Origin of the sequence: Arenibacter sp. P308M17, from assembly GCF_003426735.1 — a bacterium.
Classification (GTDB): Bacteria; Bacteroidota; Bacteroidia; order Flavobacteriales; family Flavobacteriaceae; genus Arenibacter.
This window is the reverse complement of the sequence record NZ_QVON01000011.1, coordinates 1-19,539: the sequence shown is the minus strand read 5'-3', so window position 1 is coordinate 19,539 and position 19,539 is coordinate 1. Positions and strand designations below refer to the sequence as shown.

At 41.0% G+C, this 19,539-nt stretch carries 15 protein-coding genes; 5 read left to right on the top strand and 10 right to left on the bottom strand.

Annotated features, from left to right (window positions below):
* The first annotated feature begins 128 nt into the window (after positions 1–128).
* The 3 genes from D0S24_RS19755 to D0S24_RS19745 all read left to right on the top strand — a co-directional run bounded on the left by D0S24_RS19755 (position 129) and on the right by D0S24_RS19745 (position 4,291).
* Entirely contained in the window at positions 129–1,082 is a 954-nt protein-coding gene (locus D0S24_RS19755) for an acetyl-CoA carboxylase carboxyltransferase subunit alpha (RefSeq protein ID WP_117021564.1), read from the top strand.
* A gap of 156 nt (positions 1,083–1,238) precedes the next feature.
* The gene (gene dnaB, locus D0S24_RS19750) at positions 1,239–2,786 is read left to right on the top strand and encodes a replicative DNA helicase (protein ID WP_117021563.1); all 1,548 of its coding nucleotides are present in this window, start codon (positions 1,239–1,241) and stop codon (positions 2,784–2,786) included.
* Between the two features lie 239 nt (positions 2,787–3,025).
* Complete coding sequence (locus D0S24_RS19745) at positions 3,026–4,291, top strand: asparagine synthetase B (protein WP_117021562.1); 1,266 nt, start codon at positions 3,026–3,028, stop codon at positions 4,289–4,291.
* A 49-nt stretch (positions 4,292–4,340) separates the two neighbouring features.
* Here the strand turns inward: D0S24_RS19745 and D0S24_RS19740 are convergent, their stop codons facing one another.
* The 5 genes from D0S24_RS19740 to D0S24_RS19720 form a co-directional block, all read right to left on the bottom strand.
* Positions 4,341–6,536 carry a PepSY domain-containing protein gene (locus D0S24_RS19740; RefSeq protein ID WP_117021561.1) on the bottom strand — a complete coding sequence of 732 codons (2,196 nt, stop codon included), beginning with the start codon at positions 6,534–6,536 and terminating at the stop codon, positions 4,341–4,343.
* Between the two features lie 5 nt (positions 6,537–6,541).
* On the bottom strand, positions 6,542–7,039 hold the full coding sequence (locus tag D0S24_RS19735) for a DUF2271 domain-containing protein (RefSeq protein ID WP_117021560.1): 498 nt from the start codon (positions 7,037–7,039) through the stop codon (positions 6,542–6,544).
* A 5-nt stretch (positions 7,040–7,044) separates the two neighbouring features.
* Positions 7,045–8,550 (bottom strand): ankyrin repeat domain-containing protein, encoded by a 1,506-nt coding sequence (locus D0S24_RS19730; protein WP_181938148.1) that lies wholly within the window; start codon positions 8,548–8,550, stop codon positions 7,045–7,047.
* Positions 8,551–8,803: 253 nt separating this feature from the next.
* On the bottom strand, positions 8,804–10,147 hold the full coding sequence (locus D0S24_RS19725) for a hypothetical protein (protein ID WP_117021558.1): 1,344 nt from the start codon (positions 10,145–10,147) through the stop codon (positions 8,804–8,806).
* Between the two features lie 26 nt (positions 10,148–10,173).
* Entirely contained in the window at positions 10,174–12,585 is a 2,412-nt protein-coding gene (locus tag D0S24_RS19720; protein ID WP_117021557.1) for a TonB-dependent receptor, read from the bottom strand.
* A gap of 120 nt (positions 12,586–12,705) precedes the next feature.
* On the opposite strand from D0S24_RS19720, the gene D0S24_RS19715 reads away from it, so the two are divergent.
* Positions 12,706–13,749 carry an AraC family transcriptional regulator gene (locus D0S24_RS19715; RefSeq protein ID WP_117021556.1) on the top strand — a complete coding sequence of 348 codons (1,044 nt, stop codon included), beginning with the start codon at positions 12,706–12,708 and terminating at the stop codon, positions 13,747–13,749.
* Positions 13,750–13,877: 128 nt separating this feature from the next.
* On the opposite strand, the gene D0S24_RS19710 is transcribed toward D0S24_RS19715, so the two are convergent.
* Positions 13,878–14,675: an HAD family hydrolase gene (locus D0S24_RS19710; protein ID WP_117021555.1), complete on the bottom strand. Its 798-nt coding sequence runs from the start codon at positions 14,673–14,675 to the stop codon at positions 13,878–13,880.
* Positions 14,676–14,793: 118 nt separating this feature from the next.
* On the opposite strand from D0S24_RS19710, the gene D0S24_RS19705 reads away from it, so the two are divergent.
* The gene (locus tag D0S24_RS19705) at positions 14,794–15,216 is read left to right on the top strand and encodes a secondary thiamine-phosphate synthase enzyme YjbQ (protein WP_117021617.1); all 423 of its coding nucleotides are present in this window, start codon (positions 14,794–14,796) and stop codon (positions 15,214–15,216) included.
* 695 nt (positions 15,217–15,911) lie between these two features.
* Here the strand turns inward: D0S24_RS19705 and rplT are convergent.
* From rplT to thrS, 4 genes are all read right to left on the bottom strand, one after another.
* Positions 15,912–16,256: a 50S ribosomal protein L20 gene (gene rplT, locus D0S24_RS19700; RefSeq protein WP_031444752.1), complete on the bottom strand. Its 345-nt coding sequence runs from the start codon at positions 16,254–16,256 to the stop codon at positions 15,912–15,914.
* 128 nt (positions 16,257–16,384) lie between these two features.
* Positions 16,385–16,582: a 50S ribosomal protein L35 gene (gene rpmI, locus D0S24_RS19695; RefSeq protein WP_031444751.1), complete on the bottom strand. Its 198-nt coding sequence runs from the start codon at positions 16,580–16,582 to the stop codon at positions 16,385–16,387.
* Positions 16,583–16,677: 95 nt separating this feature from the next.
* A complete protein-coding gene (gene infC / locus D0S24_RS19690) occupies positions 16,678–17,232 on the bottom strand; it encodes a translation initiation factor IF-3 (RefSeq protein WP_117021554.1) in 555 nt (184 codons plus the stop codon).
* Positions 17,233–17,340: 108 nt separating this feature from the next.
* Entirely contained in the window at positions 17,341–19,281 is a 1,941-nt protein-coding gene (gene thrS, locus D0S24_RS19685) for a threonine--tRNA ligase (protein ID WP_117021616.1), read from the bottom strand.
* Between the last annotated feature and the right edge of the window lie 258 nt (positions 19,282–19,539).

Sequence of the window (19,539 nt, the reverse complement as noted above, 5' to 3'; positions counted from 1 at the left end):
TCCTTTGGTATGGCGTCTTATATTAATGGGTTTTGAAAAATAGAAAAAATTAAAAAAAACGACTAATGGGTTAGCTTCCCATTAAAGTTTTATATTTGTTGGTTGAAAAGAGCTAAACCTATAAACCTATGGAGTATTTAGATTTTGAACTGCCAATTAAGGAGCTGGAAGAGCAATTGGACAAGTGCATGATAATCGGGGAAGAAAGTGAAGTTGATGTTTCTGAAACCTGTAAACAAATAGAGAAAAAACTCGTTGAGACCCGAAAGGAAATATATAAGAACCTCACTGCATGGCAAAGGGTGCAATTATCCAGACATCCCAATAGACCTTACACCTTAGATTATATTAGGGCCATTTGCGGGGAAACTTTTCTGGAATTACATGGAGATCGCAATGTGAAGGATGATAAGGCCATGATAGGAGGCCTTGGAAAAATTGGGGATCAGAGTTATATGTTCGTTGGTCAGCAGAAAGGTTATAATACCAAAACAAGACAATTACGGAATTTTGGGATGGCCAATCCCGAAGGATATAGAAAAGCATTGCGTTTAATGAAGTCTGCCGAAAAGTTCGGTATCCCCGTAGTGTGCCTTATCGATACACCGGGGGCATATCCCGGTATAGAGGCAGAAGAAAGGGGGCAAGGGGAGGCGATTGCAAGGAATATTTTGGAAATGACCCGACTAAAAGTTCCCATTATTGTAGTAATTATTGGTGAAGGCGCTTCAGGAGGGGCATTGGGTATCGGAGTAGGGGATAAGGTGTTGATGTTGGAAAATACCTGGTACTCCGTCATTTCACCGGAATCTTGTTCTTCCATCCTTTGGAGAAGTTGGGAGTATAAGGAAATTGCGGCAGAGGCCCTAAAGCTTACGGCAACCGACATGAAAAAAATGAAGCTGATAGACGAGATCGTCCGTGAACCGGTAGGTGGTGCACATACCAACAGGGATAAGACTTTTGAGATCGTAAAAAATAAAATTTCTTCGCATTATGAGGAATTGAAAAAGTTATCACCAAAAGAATTGGTAAAAAACCGAATGGACAAATATGCCAACATGGGAGTATTTAATGGATAATATCCCTTTTTGACAAGCTTAAAAAAACTGGAGCCGAAATTCTCCGGTTTTTTTTTGCTTATGAACAAATTTCGTAACTTATCAACAGGCATTTTGTTGAACAACTGTTAACATCCCAAAACCCTTTTTAATTCTTATTTGTATAATTTAGCACTCATGGAAAAAACGAACCCCGTTATTGGTCATCGAATAGACAAGTCGACCATCATTAGCCTGGAAAAGGGGAAAATTCCTCCTCAAGCTGTTGATTTAGAGGAGGTTGTGCTTGGCGCAATGATGATCGATAAAAAAGGGGTGGATGAAGTAATAGATATCCTACATCCTGAAGTATTTTACAAGGACGCCCATAGATATATCTACGAGGCCATTTTTAAGTTGTTCGAAAATTCCGAACCGGTGGATTTATTAACCGTTTCGGCACAATTGAAGAAAGATGGTAGGCTGGAAAGTGCCGGAGGCGATTTTTACCTAATAAAATTAACCCAAAAGGTGGCTTCTTCCGCGCATATTGAGTTTCATGCGCGTATAATCCTTCAAAAATTTATCCAACGTAGTCTTATCAAGATTTCAAATGAAATCATTGAGGAGGCCTATGAGGATGCTACCGATGTGTTCGATTTACTGGACAACGCCGAATCCAAACTGTACGACGTTACCCAAGGGAACTTGAAACGTTCCGCGGAAACGGCCCAGAATTTGGTCATACAGGCAAAGAAGAGAATTGAGGAAATTGCAGGCAAGGAAGGACTAAGCGGGATTCCATCCGGTTTCGACAAATTGGACAAATTAACCTCCGGATGGCAGCCCAGTGACTTGGTTATCGTTGCCGCCCGTCCAGGTATGGGTAAAACGGCCCTTACCCTGTCCATGGCCAGAAATATTGCGGTAAATTCCAATATTGGGGTGGCATTCTTTTCCTTGGAAATGTCATCTGTGCAATTGATTACCAGGTTGATATCCTCGGAGACGGGCCTTTCTTCCGAAAAATTACGGACAGGAAGATTGGAGAAGCATGAATGGGAACAGTTGAACGTTAAGGTAAAGGCCTTGGAGACTGCACCATTGTTTATTGATGATACCCCTTCGCTTTCCATATTCGACCTTAGGGCAAAGGCCAGGCGTTTGGCTTCGCAGCATAATATTAAAATGATCATTATTGATTATTTACAGTTGATGACCGCCGGGGGAAGTCAAAAAGGAGGTAACCGTGAACAGGAGATATCTACTATATCCAGGAACCTAAAGGCCTTGGCCAAGGAATTGAACGTTCCGGTAATAGCCCTGTCACAGTTATCACGTGCCGTTGAGACCAGGGGCGGTAGTAAACGACCTATTTTATCGGATTTAAGGGAATCCGGGGCCATTGAACAGGATGCGGATATTGTTTCCTTTATCTATAGACCGGAATATTATAAGATTGATGAATGGGATGATGAAGAACGCTCCCCAACTGCCGGACAAGCCGAATTTATTGTGGCAAAGCATAGAAATGGCGGTTTGGAAAATATCCGGCTCAAGTTCCTCGGACATTTGGGTAAGTTTGACAACTTGGACGACTTTGATTCCCCTTTTGAATTTCAGTCGAAAATGAACGCCGATGATGATAATCCCTTCATCACCAAAAACCTTCCGAATGCCAACGAGGCCTTTGGCAGTTCCATGAACGATGACACCATGCAGGATGATAACGATGTGCCGTTTTAAAAGGGGTACGTCTTTATATATTTATAGTTTACGATTTTGGTTTTGGTAGGGTTCATGTCGGGATTTAATATCTGTGAGGTATCTTTCATCTTTTTTCTTTCATCCTATCTATTTTCCCTTCCCTATATTCCGTTTCATCCCATTAAGTAACAAGGTTTTTTTAAAATTTTAACCCCTTTTCAAAACCGTAGCATCAATTTTCCAGTATCTTTGGGTATATGCACATTAGATATAGGTACATGCAGAAGTGTTTATTCTCCCTTTTCTTTGTTCTTTTTTCTATTATGGAAATTTCAGCTACTTCCATTCTTGTTCCTATGGATGCCGAGAGTCAGAAAAACCATTTAAAGGCATACGGGATCACCTATTGGGTCCTGACCAAACAACAAAAGGTACAGTGGCTTTTAAATTATAGGGGCGGATCTTTTTTGTTGCCGGATGGGGAAAACATTCGGAGGGAATGTCAGATAAGGGGAGTATCCTTTGAGATTGTTTCAGATTCCCAGACCCAGATTATTTTAGAAGAAATTGCAAGTCCTTCGCAAAACCAAGAAGTGGTAATTTTGGAGAAGGCCCCAAAAATAGCGGTTTATTCCCCTAAAGACAATTCCCCTTGGGACGATGCAGTTACCATGGCACTTACCTATGCCGAAATCCCTTATGATCAAATTTATGATGGGGAAGTTCTGGAGGACAAATTGGTGCTTTATGATTGGCTGCACTTGCACCACGAGGATTTTACAGGACAATACGGTAAATTTTATGGCGCCTATAGGGCAGCTCCGTGGTATATAGAAGGGAAACAGCAGGCAGAAGCCCTGGCCTTAGAATTAGGGTTCAATAAAGTTTCGGAAGAAAAGCGGGCCGTGGCCTTGAAGATAAGAAATTACGTTATTGGGGGAGGGTTTATGTTTGCTATGTGCTCTGCCACCGATAGTTTTGATATAGCCTTGGCCGCGGACGGCGTGGATATTTGCGAACCCATGTTTGATGGGGACCCATCGGACGCCAATTATCAGGGAAAATTGGATTTTGGGAAAACCTTTGCCTTTACCAATTTTACACTGGAACGCAATCCGCTGCAATATGAGTTTTCTTCCATAGACATGACTAATAAGCGTGGCGATGTTCCCAAGGAATCGGATTATTTTTCCTTGATGGATTTCTCGGCAAAATGGGACCCTGTGCCTACCATGCTATGCCAGAACCATACCGCCCTGGTGAAGGGATTTATGGGGCAGACCACTGCTTTCGATAGGGAGTCTATAAAACCTACGGTTTTGGTTTTGGGGGAAAATAAAATTAATGGAGAGGCCCGCTATATACATGGGATCAAGGGAAAGGGGTTCTTTACCTTTTATGGGGGGCACGATCCGGAAGACTATCAGCATAGGGTAGGGGATCCCAAGACAGAATTGGAGCTACATCCCAATTCTCCCGGTTATCGACTTATTTTAAACAATGTACTGTTTCCTGCCGCCCAGAAAAAGAAACAAAAGACTTGATCGGAAATGGCCCGGCCCAAGGATAGGAGAACCTTTGGATTGAATGGGTTCAATAGCAATCCATTTTAATCTGCTTACGGTTTTGGAAATGGCTCAGGTCTTTGCCCAGATATTCGTTGCAGAGTTGCTGTAGTTCTTGCAAAACCTCCTTTTGCATGGCTATAGATCCACATATCATGATGCAGCCCTTATTTTTCAAAACATCCAAAAACACATCCTTATCCCGTTGGACCAAGTGCTGCACATAAATTTTTTCAGGTTGATTACGGGAGTATGCTGTTTTAAAATGGGTCAGTTTTCCTTCTTGGAGCGCACTTTCAATGTAATCTTGGTAAAGATTGAAGGAGTTGTTTGTCCTAGCTCCCCAGTACAAATAAATTTCCCTCTTTTTGATGTTTTCCCGTATCATTCCCAAGAACGGACCAATACCGGTTCCGGTGGCTATCAATATGGTTCTTTTGGCATTTTTTGGAAAATGGAAATTTCTATTGCTTACCACCGTAGCGGAAAGTTTTTCACCTTGTTCAAATTGATACAAATAGTTGGAGCATAGGCCTTTTTGATGTTTTCGGATACTGATCAATAAAGTAGCTTTATCCAATTTACCAATGGAATACAATCGCTCGCGAGCCCCATCTGCCGGTACCACCGATAATAGATCCCCTGAACGGGGCGTTGATCCATTTTGGTTGGAGAGGTTCAATAGAAAAGTGCCATCATCGGAATTTTCGGTTTTATCAACGACTATAAAAGTGGATGGCGGTTTTGGTTTGGAAATCAGTTTTGGTTTCTCCAAATGTACCTCCAGCCCCACCATTTCCGACCATGATCTGGACCAATTATGGAAAGCTTCGAAAGATTGGTCGTTTACCGTAAAAACTTCATGCAGGGCAGTACTATTTTTGGCCGACTTTAAAACCTTATGGGCCTCGTAGGCAAATTGGCAGAAATTGGGATAGGCTGTGGAGCCAAACCCTACCACACTATAATTGAAAACCTTTTTTTGTTCATTTTTTTTAACGAGCTGGAGGAACCTGTCCGCGGTAGAGGGAGCTTCTCCCTGACCGTAAGTGGCCGTGATAACTATTAAATGCTCCATTTTTTTAAAATGGGCATATTGGTTCATTAAAGCTATATGGGTTTTTTTTCCGGCCAATAGCAACTGTTTGTGCAATTCCTGGGCAAATTGAAGTGTGGTGCCCCCTTCCGTGCCGGTCAGAATAACATATTCACTTTCACTTTTGGAATGTAGGTTTTTAATCTTGGTTTTAGGTCTTTTGAAATAAACGATAAAACCTGTTACGGTTAAAAAGGGGATCGACAAACTTCCCAGACCAAGCACTATAGACCATAAAATACTTCCTTCTCCCGTATGCAGAACCGTGGCCCAAGAGGATATGACGTTAATAACTGGGTATTTATCTTCGGCAAGTACCTCCCCGGTAACTTGATTGAGATATAACTCCCTATCCCTAAGGCGCACCATATAATAATCCTCTACAAATTCTGAAAAGGGGTATTCCAATTCCCTAAGCGCTGCCAAGGGAGTATTCTTAAAGAGGTCGAACTCGGTAAAATCCTTTACCGGTTCCTCTTGAATGGCATCAAAATCTACCTGAAGTGAAATTTGGGGGTCAGGTATGATCTCAAAACGGAGCATGGATAGATACACTCCCGTGATAGCCAATACCAGAAGTGTAATTAGTGAAAGCCTGGCGTATGCTACATGGTGGTATTGGGAAAAGTTCTCCCGGACAACGGGCGCAAAGAATTGCCTATACCCCCCTTGTCGTTTTGCTATGAGCACTATTCCTGAAATGCATATCAGTATTAGTAAAAATGAAGCAAATCCTATCAGAAAACGTCCCGTGGATTTTAGAAAGAGGGAGCGGTGGAGATTGGTGGCAAATTGAAAAAACGGCTTTTTTTGAATAAGATCGCCCAACTTTTCGCCCGTAAATGGATCAACATAAAAAGCATCATTTTTTCCATCCACGATGGCCGTTATACTTACGAAGCCGTTTCGGTCCCGCGATGCCGACAATACTTCTTCGTGTTTGTCATTTATATGCTTCAAGGTCTCCGCCAAGGAAAGTTCATCTGCCCCGGACACCCTGTAGGGTTCCATTTTATTCGAAATGGGTTCCACAGCCAGAATTACTCCTGTAACCGATGCAATTAAAAGAAAAACGGAAGATATAATGGCAAATAGCAAATGGCTATACCTCCATACCGATACGATCATAAAAATTAGCTGTTAGGTACCATTCTAATATAACGGATGTAACCTTTACCATCCACTTTTTCCTTAATAGTTGCCGAATTTAGTTCAATTTCCGCATCTATGGAATAGTATTCCTGATTCTCCACTGCGGACTCGAAGCGAACTTTGTAACCCGCATCAATATGGGAAGCGTTGAAGCCCAAAGAAATGATATTCCGTTCACCGTTTCCAATGGTAGACCCCGAAATGGCATCTACATTCTCCCCAATGCCATTGCTGAACTTCCACCAGTTTTTTAGGTCTGGAAACCATTCTTTATCGTCTCCCTGTATGTAAAGCGTCTTTTCGTATTTCCCTTCAGGATTGATCAATGAAACAACAATATAGGCCTTTTCACCAGTATAATTGGTCATTTGGATCATACATTTATAACTCACCTCCGCTTCCTTCGCAAAAGAGGAGAATACCAAAAGGGCAGATACGAGGAAAAGTGTTCCGGCGGTTTTGATCAATATATTTTGCATAGTTATTAGTTTAAAAATTGAAGATCAACCTTGTTTTTTATCAGTAGCTCGTTCTCACTGGCCAAATCGTAGGCGGTTTCACCAAACTCCGTGGTGGCCCCAAGGTCGGCCCCATTGCCAATCAAATACTTTAAAATCCCAGCATTTTCGGTCTTCATGGCGGCATAGTGCAATGGCGTATTTCCATTATTGTCCTTAGCGTTGATATCCGCCCCAAATGCACTCACTTTTTTGAGGAGGTCAAGGTTGTTCTTGGAAACGGCCAAATGCCAAACAGAGCTATTGTCGGCTTGTGGTTGTTTGAAATCAAAGCCCTTATTCTTCAATAGGGCCACTTTCCCATCAAAATCGATTGGATTGCCGCGGCTGCCAAAAAGATAGGCTGCCAAATTGTTCCCATTTTTGTCCTTTAGGGCAACATTGGCACCTTTTGAGATCAGGTAGGATACCACCTCGGAGCTATTGCCCTGAATAGCTAAGGTTAGCGCTCTGCGCCCGTCCTTATCTGCCCGGTCTATATTATCCGTTTTTTCCGCAAAGTAGGTAATCACTTCCAATTGGTTTCTTGCTGCGGCATTCATCAAAGCGGTATTGCCTTCTGTGTCCACCTCATTTGGGTCTACCCCTTTCCCCAAGAAATAATCAAAAATATTGAGGTCCTTGGAGGAACTTGCCAGATGGTGCAGGGGAGTTATATTATCTTTGGACTTTACATTGGCATCAACACCTAAACTTTCCAAATAAGTGTAGAGCTCCTGGGAGCTTTCCCGGCCTTTACTGGCAAATAAAATAGCATTTTCACCGGTGGTTTCGTTTCTTTTTGTTGAAATCCCACGGGCTACCAATTGTTTAAGGATATCCATATTGCCGCCTTGTGAGGCATAGTGAAAAATACCGTTGCCGGAGTCGTCCGTACTATTGATATCCAACCCCTTGCTTATAAAATAATCCACTAGTTTTAGGTCCTTGGCCCTGGATGCGGCAACAAGGAGGGCATTGTTCCCATGATGGTCCTTTTCTTTGTTTAAGTCTGCCCCGCTTTCAATTAAATAATCGTAAATAGCCGTGTCCGTTTGTCCTGAGGCAGCAGTAAAGGAAAGGGGGCCATAGCCATGGGAGTCCGTAAGATCTAGTTTGGCGCCGTTTTCGACCAAAAATTTTACTACCTCATAGTTTCCGCGGGATGCCGCCCAAAATATATAGGTGCGGGAATCGTGGGTACGTTTGTTTACGTCATTGCCCTGTGAAATCAAATATTGAATGGTGTTGACGGGATTATTGCCAAAGATGGCAAAAGTAGTGGCATCAAATCCGCCGGCATTGGCCGCTGTAATCGAATGACCATCTTTTTGAGTCGTTTCAATAGTGGCTATACTGGGTTGGGCCGTCCAATAGTCCCTGTCCAAAAAGGGATTGCTGGAAATTTCCGTAGCTCTTTGCGCTACTGCGCCAAAAGTAATGGCGGCTGTTGCAATAACCAGAGCAAATTTTCTAAAAATAGTGGTCTTCATTTTTTTGATTTTGATTTTGTGCCTTCTAGCATTTAAAACCATTATCGAAACCAAGGTTCCGATAACGGTTAAAAAAAATATGGCTGTTATGTAATTACTGGATGCCCAAATACAAGGGATCCGTCCAGTCTCCCAAATTTAGACCTACCGCCGTAGAGAAAATGTCCGGAGAGATCTTTGCTGTTAAAAATATTTCTATTTTTCGTACTGCTTCATGGGGTCAAGGCCATATTGGGAAATAACTTTCTTGGGATTAAAAAACACCGATAAAGTGACTTCCTTCTACGTTAACCAACTCTGCACCTTTGGTTACTGCCCCTGTTTCCGTATCTATTACATAAATGTTTCCGTTTTGCCCTACAGGCGCTTGGGTTACATAAATTTCTGACCCATCTACTACAAATCCTTGATATTGGAACAGGTAGAAGTCTTCATGATAAGGAATGGCATCAATTTTCTGTGCTGTCCCAGTGTTTAAATCGGCAAGGGCAAAAAATCCTTGGGCACCTGCTACACCTTCTAAAGACCCAGCATGGCGGTAGGCTATTACGGCTTTACCATTACCTGCCGGTCTCCAGGCTAGAATATAAGTATCTTCCTCACCCAGAGCATCGTCCAGGTTAAATACATAGGAATTGTCATATTCGTTGTCCGTATCAATTTTTAAAATATGGGAACCTTGTGGATCACCTTGATTTGCCTGATAAACACTTCCGTTGTATTCGAAGGCATTAATACTTCGGTATCCGTTGGTATTACCATGCCCTACGGTAGAAGTGATTACAGTTGGGTTTAATAGGGAAGGATAATCCAGAACTATAGTTTTGGAACCTAAAATTTCATAATCATTATCGCTCTCGACAGTTTCTGGATTTACCTTGCTTAAACGGGCACCAATATATAGCTTATTGCCAGCAGCGTTTAAAGTGGGCATGTCTATTCTGGAAATATAATAGCCGTTGGCCTCTTCTTCTGCACTTAAGGCCACACTATGCTCATGGAATTCCTTTATTGAAGAATTCACCAAATCCAAGGTAACCACACCAATTAGGGCATTTGTACGGGTATAACTTTCGTTTTCGTCAAATTCGTGTTCGGTGGATACATATACAGCCGCTCCTGTTTTATCGCCGTCAAATAATTTTATCCATCTGGGGGCAGAGCCTACATAAGGGGCAATACTAACCTCTGTACCGGTCTTTGCAAAGTCTTGCCCGCCGTTTACCGTATATTTCGAATAGTTGCCACCAGTATCCCCTGCGTAGCTAATATTGAATATGGTGTTACCGTCTTCCGAAGATTGTAATCTTGCAGTTCTGTTTGAAGGAGCTATAAATCCATTTTGAAAAGGTGCAATAGATTTGGTAGGGTCTTTGGCATCCTCACTGCTAAGGGCATAAATCAAGGTTCCTCCGTTTCCGTCTCCGGGATTATCCCCCATTTTAGCTGCGGCAACCGTAATCCATCTTGTGTCTTCAATTGGATCTGGGTCCGGATCAGGATTTCCACCGTTATCATCACTACTACAAGCCGTCATTAGACCGACTGTTATAACAATGGCGGTCAAGATTTTAAAATTTAAAAAACTTCGTTTCATTATAGTTAAATTTAAAAGGTTATAAATTATTGGATTATGTAATTCAGTTTTAGGTAAAAGGCCCTTCCCGGTTTTTGTACCGATAAGTTGTCATATACCGGCTTGTCCATTATATTTTTGATGTCAAAACTCATTACAAACCTGTTGTTCGGGAAGGCATAGCTAAGGCCTAGATCTTGTGCCATTTGCTGGGGTACTTTAAAAAAATCATCTCCAACGGTATTTCTACCTTGGGAGACCAAGTATGAAAACTCGCCCGTAAAGTACATGGTGTAGAATAGGTTTAGGTGCGATTTTTTTTGAATTATATTTGGGAGCGAATAGCGTAAACCGGCATTCATAGTAAAAAATGGGGTGTTGGGGACGTCGATTTTTATCCCTCTATTTACAATGTTCAGGTCAAATTTGGAAACATTAAAATTGAGTCCAAAATTGTTGTTGTATGTATAGTCCAATTGCGCGTCCACTCCCTTGGATGTTCCGCTTCCTTGATTTACGTAGAGAATTAATTCATCATCCACATTTAAGGACGTTTCAATAGGCAGACCGATCCTATCTTTGATATTTCTTGTAAAAAAATTGGCCGAAACACTAAAATCATGCTTATTGATTGAAAAAGTTCCAAGCCTGAACCCAAGGTTGTAGTTGTTGCTCTGTTCCGGATCTATACTGGAATTGGCCACTACATTATCGCCATCATTCCCGAATATCTCTGTTTCGTTGGGCAGGCGTACTGCTTTTTCCGCCGAGGTCAATAATGTGATGTTTGGTAGAAGGGCATAGGAAAGCGCAAACCCATATCCTTCATATTCCTTATTACTGCTTACAACCTCGTCCACTATCTGGTTGTTTCCATTCGAGTCTGTCTCAATTGCGGGATCGATACTTATCGTTTTCTGTTGATAGTACTTTCCAAATAAACTCGCTTTTAGTCTATCTTCAATAGCTGTTAATTGATAGGTGAGCGAATATATATTTTTATACAGATCCCTTGTTCCTTTAAATGTATTTTCCAATACGGACCTCAGGGCATCACTATCTTCCCTATCGATTCCGCTATAGACATGGTTTAGCAAAAATTTATGCCGGTCATTAATAGCATAGGAGAGTCCCGTTCTTATGGAGGCTACATTTCTATTGATTTTGGCCAGGGTAGGGCCTCCTTCTTGTTGGGACCGCCATGAATACTGGTATTCATCCCCTCTAAAATCAATAGCCCGTTCCCCGTCCCAACCGTAGGCCCAAGCAACGGTATCGTTAACGGCACGGTTTCGCTTACCGTACAGGCCGTGTACGTTTAAATCCAGCCCTTTAGTGAAAATATCTTTCTTTTGATAGGTCAGGTTGGCCAGCATGGCATCCGACTCCATAAACCTGCCCTTATAGGGCATGATGGTCATAAAGGCCCCATGTTGAATTTCTTTATAATCATTGGAAGCGGTAAGGCCAACTAAAAATTGGTCTGCCCATTTTACATCGGTATAACCAATTTGTGCCATTCCCCCTGTGGATCTATAGGCATCGTTGAACCTTTTGGCGGTAATAGGGGTCTGCACGCCTCCCAAGCCCGTAACCACTACACTTCTGCCCGAAACTTTGTAATCATTATCGGAATAATTATGAAAAAGCGATGCCTTTAAGGTCAGCCCTGATTTATCAAAACGGTACAGGCCATTTACATTGGTTTGTAAAGTGTTAAAAGACCCATAGGAAACTGAGGCATTTAAATTGGTTTTTGCCTCTTTATGAAGTACTATATTAATGGCTCCCCCTAAGGCATCATCTGCCAAATGCCCGGGCACCACTCCTTTGTACACCTCAATTTGCTTGATCATTGAGGGGGGTATGCTGTTTATGTTAAATGAGGAGCCGTATGTGGAAATGGGGATTCCGTCAATAAAAATTCGAACGGAGTTGCCCGATAATCCATTTAAACTATAACTAACATCGGCACCCAAACCCCCATTATGACGAACTTTTACACCAACCGTTGTGTTTAACAATTCGTTGGTCTGTATATTTCTTAGACTGGCTTCCTTTGTTGTTACGGCATTTACGGCAAAGCCCTCGGTCTCGAGCTCGGTTTCCTTGGTCTTGCCGTTAACGGTTACCTCATCCAGATTCTCTATGTTTTCCTGTAGGGCAAAATTAATTTTAATATTATTTCCGTTTTTACCGATCTCAAAGGTGTTGGAGCGTGTACCGTAGCCGATATAGGAAGCCACTACCTTGTGCTTTCCCGATGATAATTTGTCAATGTAGTATTGTCCATAATCGTCTGTAAGAACCCCAAGTTTTAGGCCTTCTACCAAAACACTTGCATAGGGCAAAGGCTTTCCTGTAGCGTCACTTACCGTACCTGATATTGTTCCTAAGGCTTCCTGCCCTATGGCAGACAAGAAAAATATAAGTAAGAAAGCCGTAAATATGTTTTTCATATTATTAAAAAAGCTATTTTTGCTATTAAGATTTAGTCTAAATAAATACTTTACAAAACTAATCTAGGATTTTGGGCAGGAATAACGCAAAAGGAACTATTAAATACGAAAAAGGAAGTAATGAAATGGAGGCTTAAAAAGCAGGGCAATGAACAATATCTGTATAGGAACATTGTTACGGAAGAATTTTTTAAAAATTCCTATATTGAAAATTCGGTACAATACAATGTAGTTGAAACAGATAATAAAGAAGGTGGGGTAGTGGTAGCATGTTCCCCATTTTTCCATAAAATGATGTCTAAGGCTGACGGATTTGAAGTGGGAGTTTCAAGTGATCGTCCCATTTTAAAATTCCATTTCACATTGGAAGGTGGGTATAGCTATGAATCGCGTATAGTGGATGAAACTTCGATTCATATTCCTGAGAACTATTGCAATATGTTTTATTTGCCGATTATGGAGGGAAAGGATATATTCTTAAATGAAAAATCCAAAATCTTTGAAATATATGTTGCGCATGATTATTTGCAGCACCTATTGCGATCAGAGTTAAAAAAACCATTTTTAAAACTACATAGCGCTATTTCCAATTTAAAACCCTTCATGCTTTGGGAGAAAAGTAGGCCTATATCCCAGCTATTGATCAGTAAGGTTAATGAGATTTTGCAATGTCCATATACGGGCCAGGTGAGACAAAGGTATTTGGAAAGTAAACTAACAGCCTTGTTGATCGATTTTTTATTGGGGAAACATACCTCAAAAGTTTTGGAAAGCAATATCAAAATCCCGGATGCAGACTATTTAACCTTGGTTAAGGTAGAATCACATATAAGAAAGAATTTAAAAAAGCCACTCAATATTATGAATTTAGCGGAATTGGCGGGATTCAATGCCACAAAACTGAAAAGGGATTTTAAGAAGGTCTATGGCACAACTGTTTATAAGTATATTACGGGTTTACGAATGGAAGAAGCAAAAAAAAGGATTGTGGAAGACCATATTTCCGTTGCACAGGCGGCATATGAGGTTGGTTATTCCAATCCGCAACATTTTACTGCCGCCTTTAAAAGAACCATGGGCTATTTGCCGAGTCTACTTAGACAGGCAACTTATTCCATATTCTCGCTGTTTTTGGAGATACCGTACAGCCTAATTGGTCTATAAGGGGTGTTTTAATTTCCGGTTTCGCTTTGGCTAATCAAAGACCTAAAAAGACAAGTGAGAATAATGAAAAGAGAAACTAGAATAGAACTACATTTATTTCAAAAATATGGGTAGTATTTAAACAGTTTCTAAGAATTGAGCAACTTTTCTAAAATATCCTCCACGCCGCTCTCATCATTGCTCTTTGTCCTATATTTTGCCGCCGCGGTTACATTGGGATGGGCATTGGCCATGGCAAAACTAAGATCGGCCATTGCCAACATTTCCAAGTCGTTATTGTAATCTCCAAAAACCAAGGTTTCCTGTCTGCCAATTCCGTACTTTTCTTGAATATGTTGTAGGGCATAGCCTTTGTTGGCGTTCATATGGGAAATATCCAACCAATGCTCTCCAGAAACCTTGACCTTTAATATGGATTCCAAATGATTTACCAAGGGAAGGATATATTTTTCAGAACTTTCAAAATGGTAAATAGCTATTTTTAAGACTTCGCCATCAAAGGAGGCAATGTCGTTTAGGATACTGAACTCGGAATAGTATTCCCTTAACTTGTTTATGAATTCATCTGAATTTCCATTGATGTAGGCATTGTTCTTTCCGCATAGCACAGGATGAATGTCCGCAACATTCCGTAATAATTCTATAATATCCTTAATAATGGTTTGGTTCAAAGGGGTAGCCAATAATTCCTGGTCCTGCTCTTTAACAAATGCCCCATTTTCTGCTACAATTATAATATCGTCCTTAATGGTATTCAATTTGTCCACTATACTGTTGTATTGCCGTCCACTTGCCGCAACAAACCTAATGTCCCGTTTCTTTAATTCTTCGAACAATTGGAAGAATTTGTTACTTACTTCATGTTTGGAGTTCAATAAGGTGCCATCCATATCGGTGACCACCATTTTTACCTTTGATAAATCCATTCCATTAATTTAAGGTGCAAAGGTATTTGTTATTGCCCTATTTAAAGACCTTCTTGCATAAAGTTTCACATTTCTTAATATTTATCGAAATTTGAATAAATTTCAAATACAGATGGTTATGCAGTTTTATCAGAAAGAGTTGCGTTTAAAGGCTTATAAAAGAGGGTTTCATTTAATTACGGATACCATTCTAGAGCAGCTTTCCCATTTAAATAGAATTCAAATGGGCATGTTGCAGGTGTTTATAAAGCATACTTCTGCCAGCCTGACCATAAATGAAAATGCGGATGCTACCGTTAGATCCGATTTTGAAAGTCATATGAATGTTATGGTTCCGGAAAATGCACCCTATTACCTTCATGACTATGAAGGTTCGGACGACATGCCCGCGCATATAAAATCCTCTTTAATGGGGGCTTCCGTACAGATACCTATTAGCAATGGGAAATTAAATTTGGGAATTTGGCAGGGGATTTATTTGTGCGAACACAGGAATAATGCCCATGGCCGTAATTTGGTAGTAAGCTATTTCGGGGTTTAGGCAATTGGGTTTTATATGTAAATTACGGGATTACCTATTTTATAATATATAGGGTGTAGCTATAAAAGATATGATTTTAGATAAAGCACAGATCTAGTGTTAATTTAATTGAGAAATAACTTCTCGACTCCGCTCGTCTGAACGACACGGGCAGGCTACCATTAACATCTTTATTAAGAATTTCAATATTAATGATATGAACTTGGCAACGGTAGTCACTTCGACAGAGTCCCTTTTCGGGACGACAAGAAGTCACATTGGCCAGGAGCTAGATGTGCGATTTAGCTCATGCCATATTATTTTAGGTGTATTCGTGAACCTTCAGTTTCTCATATGCATTCGAAATGACGACCTGGAAACCTCCAATTTATAACAGAAACCTTTAACTATCCCTCTACCGGTATCGTATTTGTTATATACTTCAAAATCAAATTTTTGAAATAATGTCAATTTATCCGCTTGAAGAATAACATTTCTTGGGTCTCGAAGTTACGATCGATTGTCCCGTCGAGCGCAGTCGAGGCCTGAATTCAAAGGAAAAACATACTTAACATAACACTTGATCACCTTCTAAGTTTGAAACACTGAATCAGGCCTATAATCCCATTTCTCCCTAAAGACATGCATGATACAACGCATAAAAAAAACCTGCTCCATTTGGAACAGGTTCTTATAAACGAGATAAGTTTATTAATTTATTTTACTTTGTTCACAATAGCTTTGAAAGCCTCTGGGTGGTTCATGGCCAAATCCGCCAATACCTTACGGTTTAGCTCTATGTTGTTGGCTTTTACCTTGCCCATAAACTGGGAATAGGACATTCCGTGCAATCTGGCACCTGCATTGATACGGGTAATCCATAGGGAACGGAAATTTCTTTTCTTGTTTCTACGGTCTCTGTAAGCATATAACATTGCTTTTTCAACCGCGTTTTTGGCTACTGTCCAAACGTTTTTACGTCTTCCAAAGTATCCTTTGGCCTGCTTCATTACCTTTTTTCTTCTGGCTCTGGAAGCAACTGAATTTACTGATCTTGGCATAATTTTAATTGTTTTTTTGTAGTAGGCGGTCGATAATCGACACTTTTTTTATTTAAACCGTAAATATTAGATCTACAATTACAAATATTTTGGCCCAACTCCAGGGTTAATAATTACCGTTGGAACGATTACTTTAAACGCAATTGTTCCTTAATACTGTTAACATCCGCCTCGTGAACCAGTCCAGAGTGGGTTAACGCCAGCTTACGCTTTTTGGACTTCTTCGTTAGAATATGGCTCTTAAAGGCGTGCTTTCTTTTAATTTTACCACTACCGGTAAGCTTAAATCGCTTTTTGGCACTGGATTTTGTTTTCTGTTTAGGCATTTTCTTCCTATTTATTAATTTATCTCGCTTACTATCTTTACGCTAAAAACATATTTTAGCATTTATTTTGCTGACCAATGCCATGTGGCCATGGTTTATTTTTTTGTTTTTGGGGCAATAAACATGGTCATTCGCTTACCTTCAAGTTTGGGCATTTGTTCTACTTTTCCCAAATCTTCCAATTCGGATGCCAACTTAAGCAATAATATCTCCCCTTGGTCTTTATAAACAATGGAACGACCTTTGAAAAATACATAAGCCTTTAGTTTTGCACCATCTTTTAAGAATTTTTCTGCGTGTTTCTTCTTAAACTCGTAATCATGGTCATCCGTTTGTGGACCAAACCTTATTTCTTTTACGATTACTTTGGTGGCTTTCGCCTTCATGACCTTCTCCCTTTTCTTTTGCTCGTAAAGGAATTTCTTGTAATCTATAATTTTACAAACAGGCGGATCGGCTTTGGGAGAAATTTCTACTAAATCCAATTCTAGTTCCTCTGCTTTCGCCAAGGCTTCGCGGGTGTTGTATACACCTACTTCTACATTGTCGCCAACCAACCTAACCTTGGGCGATGAAATACTTTCATTAATATTGTGGGGGTTTTTATTTTCCCTCCTAGGTTGGGGTCTAAATCTTTTTCTAATTGCTATGACGTAATCTTTTTAGTTAAACATTTACTTCTTAAACCTCTTTCCGTTTGTACCGCTCCTTGGGAGGGGTGGATCCGTTTTTTTAAACTAATCCCGGGGAGGCAATTTTTAAAACGACTTTAAGGTACTGTTTATTTCATTTATTACCAAGTCGGTAAAGGCTTTTACGGAGATGGCGCCTAAATCTTCGCCACCGTGTCTCCTAATGGAAATGGTTTCCTCTTTTTCTTCATTCTCCCCTACGATCAGCATAAATGGAATTTTATTCATTTCTGCTTCACGTATTTTCTTGCCCACCGTTTCGTTTCGGTTGTCAATGAGGGCGCGAATGTCGTTATTTTCTAAGGAATTTAAAACTTTTTGGGCATATATTTCATGTTTTTCGCTGACAGGGAGGATTATGGCTTGCTCCGGCATCAGCCAAAGTGGAAAATTCCCACCGGTGTGTTCCAGTAATAAGGCTATAAAACGCTCCATACTTCCGAAAGGTGCCCTATGGATCATAACCGGTCTATGAAGTTCATTGTCGCTACCTTTATAGGTAAGGTCAAAACGCTCTGGGAGATTGTAGTCCACTTGGATGGTTCCCAACTGCCAGTTCCTGCCAAGGGCGTCCTTTACCATAAAATCCAACTTGGGGCCATAAAATGCAGCTTCGCCACTTTCTATCACAAAATTCAACCCTTTTTCTTTGGCGGCATTGATTATGGCGTTTTCCGCCTTTTCCCAGTTTTCGACAGAGCCTATATATTTTTCAGGTTTCTCCAAATCCCTTACGGATACCTGGGCAGTAAAATTACCGAAGCCCAATGATCCCAATACATATAAGGTAAGGTCTATAACGTTTTTAAACTCATCCGCCAACTGATCAGGGGTACAGAAAATGTGGGCATCATCTTGAGTAAAGCCACGTACTCTGGTAAGGCCATGTAGTTCTCCACTCTGTTCATAACGGTAAACTGTTCCGAATTCAGCATATCTTTTCGGAAGTTCCCTATAACTAAATGGCTTGGTGTTGTATATTTCACAGTGATGTGGACAGTTCATTGGCTTCAACAGGAACTCCTCATCTTCTTTTGGGGTCTTTATGGGTTGAAAGCTGTCTTCCCCGTATTTGGCATAATGACCCGAGGTTACATATAGTTCTTTTTGTCCTATATGTGGGGTAACTACCATCTCGTATCCGGCTTTCTTCTGTGCTTTCTTTAAAAAATTCTCCAAGCGTTCCCGTAAAGCAGCTCCTTTTGGAAGCCATAAGGGGAGGCCTTGTCCTACTTTTTGGGAAAAGGTGAACAGTTCCAATTCCTTGCCCAGTTTCCTATGGTCCCTTTTCTTGGCCTCTTCCAATAGTTCCAGGTACTCGGTAAGTTCTTTCTGTTTCGGAAAGGAAATACCATAAACCCTGGTCAACTGATTATTTTTTTCGTTCCCCCTCCAATAGGCACCGGCTACGCTCAATATTTTGATGGCCTTTATGATACCGGTATTGGGGATGTGTCCTCCCCTGCATAGATCGGTGAAGGTGTCGTGGTCACAGAAGGTAATGGTGCCGTCTTCCAGATTTTCTATGAGTTCTACCTTGTATTGGTTCCCTTGGGATCGGTATAGTTCCAATGCTTCTGCCTTGGTGGCGGAGCGCATCTTAAAATCGTGTTTTCCCCTAGCAATTTCGAGGGCCTTCTTTTCAATTTCTGGAAAGTCCTTTTCGGAAATGCTGCCTTCTGCCAAATCTACATCATAATAAAATCCGTTATCAATGGCCGGCCCTATGGTCAGTTTTACACCGGGGTACAGTTCTTCCAGGGCTTGGGCCACAACATGGGAGGTGGAATGCCAGAAGGCGGTTTTTCCTTCCTTGTCGTTCCAACTATATAGGATAAGGGATCCGTTTTCCTTTAATGGTGTTGCGGTTTCAACGGTGACCCCATTAAATTTTGCGGAAATTATATTTCGTGCCAGACCTTCGCTTATGCTTTTGGCAACCCCTAAAGGTGTAGTCCCTTCTGCATATTCCCTAATGCTCCCGTCCGGTAAAGTTATTTTGATCATGTTTTTTGTCGTAATAAGTGTGCAAAGATAACATCTAGTATTTAAGTTGGCAATATATAATAGGAACGATTTTGTTTGTACATATATGGAATAGTTGTTTGGCGTTCCCTCCTTTTGTCTGGCCGTGTGCTGTTCTGTATCCTTTGCTTTGCTCCGGGGGATGGCGCTGCGCCCCCTTCCGGCGGGCAGGCCTAACGCGGGTGGCGTCAATTTTTACGTTCCGTTATTTTGCGGTTCAGGTAAAAAGTATTAAATTGT

Coding starts and splice junctions, on each gene's coding strand:
- D0S24_RS19730 (WP_181938148.1), bottom strand. CDS start 8,550: ATGAAGACCACTATTTTTAGAAAATTTGCTCTGGTTATTGCAACAGCC.
- D0S24_RS19710 (WP_117021555.1), bottom strand. CDS start 14,675: ATGGATTTATCAAAGGTAAAAATGGTGGTCACCGATATGGATGGCACC.
- D0S24_RS19745 (WP_117021562.1), top strand. CDS start 3,026: ATGCAGAAGTGTTTATTCTCCCTTTTCTTTGTTCTTTTTTCTATTATG.
- D0S24_RS19740 (WP_117021561.1), bottom strand. CDS start 6,536: ATGATCGTATCGGTATGGAGGTATAGCCATTTGCTATTTGCCATTATA.
- rpmI (WP_031444751.1), bottom strand. CDS start 16,582: ATGCCTAAACAGAAAACAAAATCCAGTGCCAAAAAGCGATTTAAGCTT.
- D0S24_RS19715 (WP_117021556.1), top strand. CDS start 12,706: ATGAAATGGAGGCTTAAAAAGCAGGGCAATGAACAATATCTGTATAGG.
- D0S24_RS19705 (WP_117021617.1), top strand. CDS start 14,794: ATGCAGTTTTATCAGAAAGAGTTGCGTTTAAAGGCTTATAAAAGAGGG.
- thrS (WP_117021616.1), bottom strand. CDS start 19,281: ATGATCAAAATAACTTTACCGGACGGGAGCATTAGGGAATATGCAGAA.
- dnaB (WP_117021563.1), top strand. CDS start 1,239: ATGGAAAAAACGAACCCCGTTATTGGTCATCGAATAGACAAGTCGACC.
- D0S24_RS19735 (WP_117021560.1), bottom strand. CDS start 7,039: ATGCAAAATATATTGATCAAAACCGCCGGAACACTTTTCCTCGTATCT.
- rplT (WP_031444752.1), bottom strand. CDS start 16,256: ATGCCAAGATCAGTAAATTCAGTTGCTTCCAGAGCCAGAAGAAAAAAG.
- D0S24_RS19720 (WP_117021557.1), bottom strand. CDS start 12,585: ATGAAAAACATATTTACGGCTTTCTTACTTATATTTTTCTTGTCTGCC.
- D0S24_RS19725 (WP_117021558.1), bottom strand. CDS start 10,147: ATGAAACGAAGTTTTTTAAATTTTAAAATCTTGACCGCCATTGTTATA.
- D0S24_RS19755 (WP_117021564.1), top strand. CDS start 129: ATGGAGTATTTAGATTTTGAACTGCCAATTAAGGAGCTGGAAGAGCAA.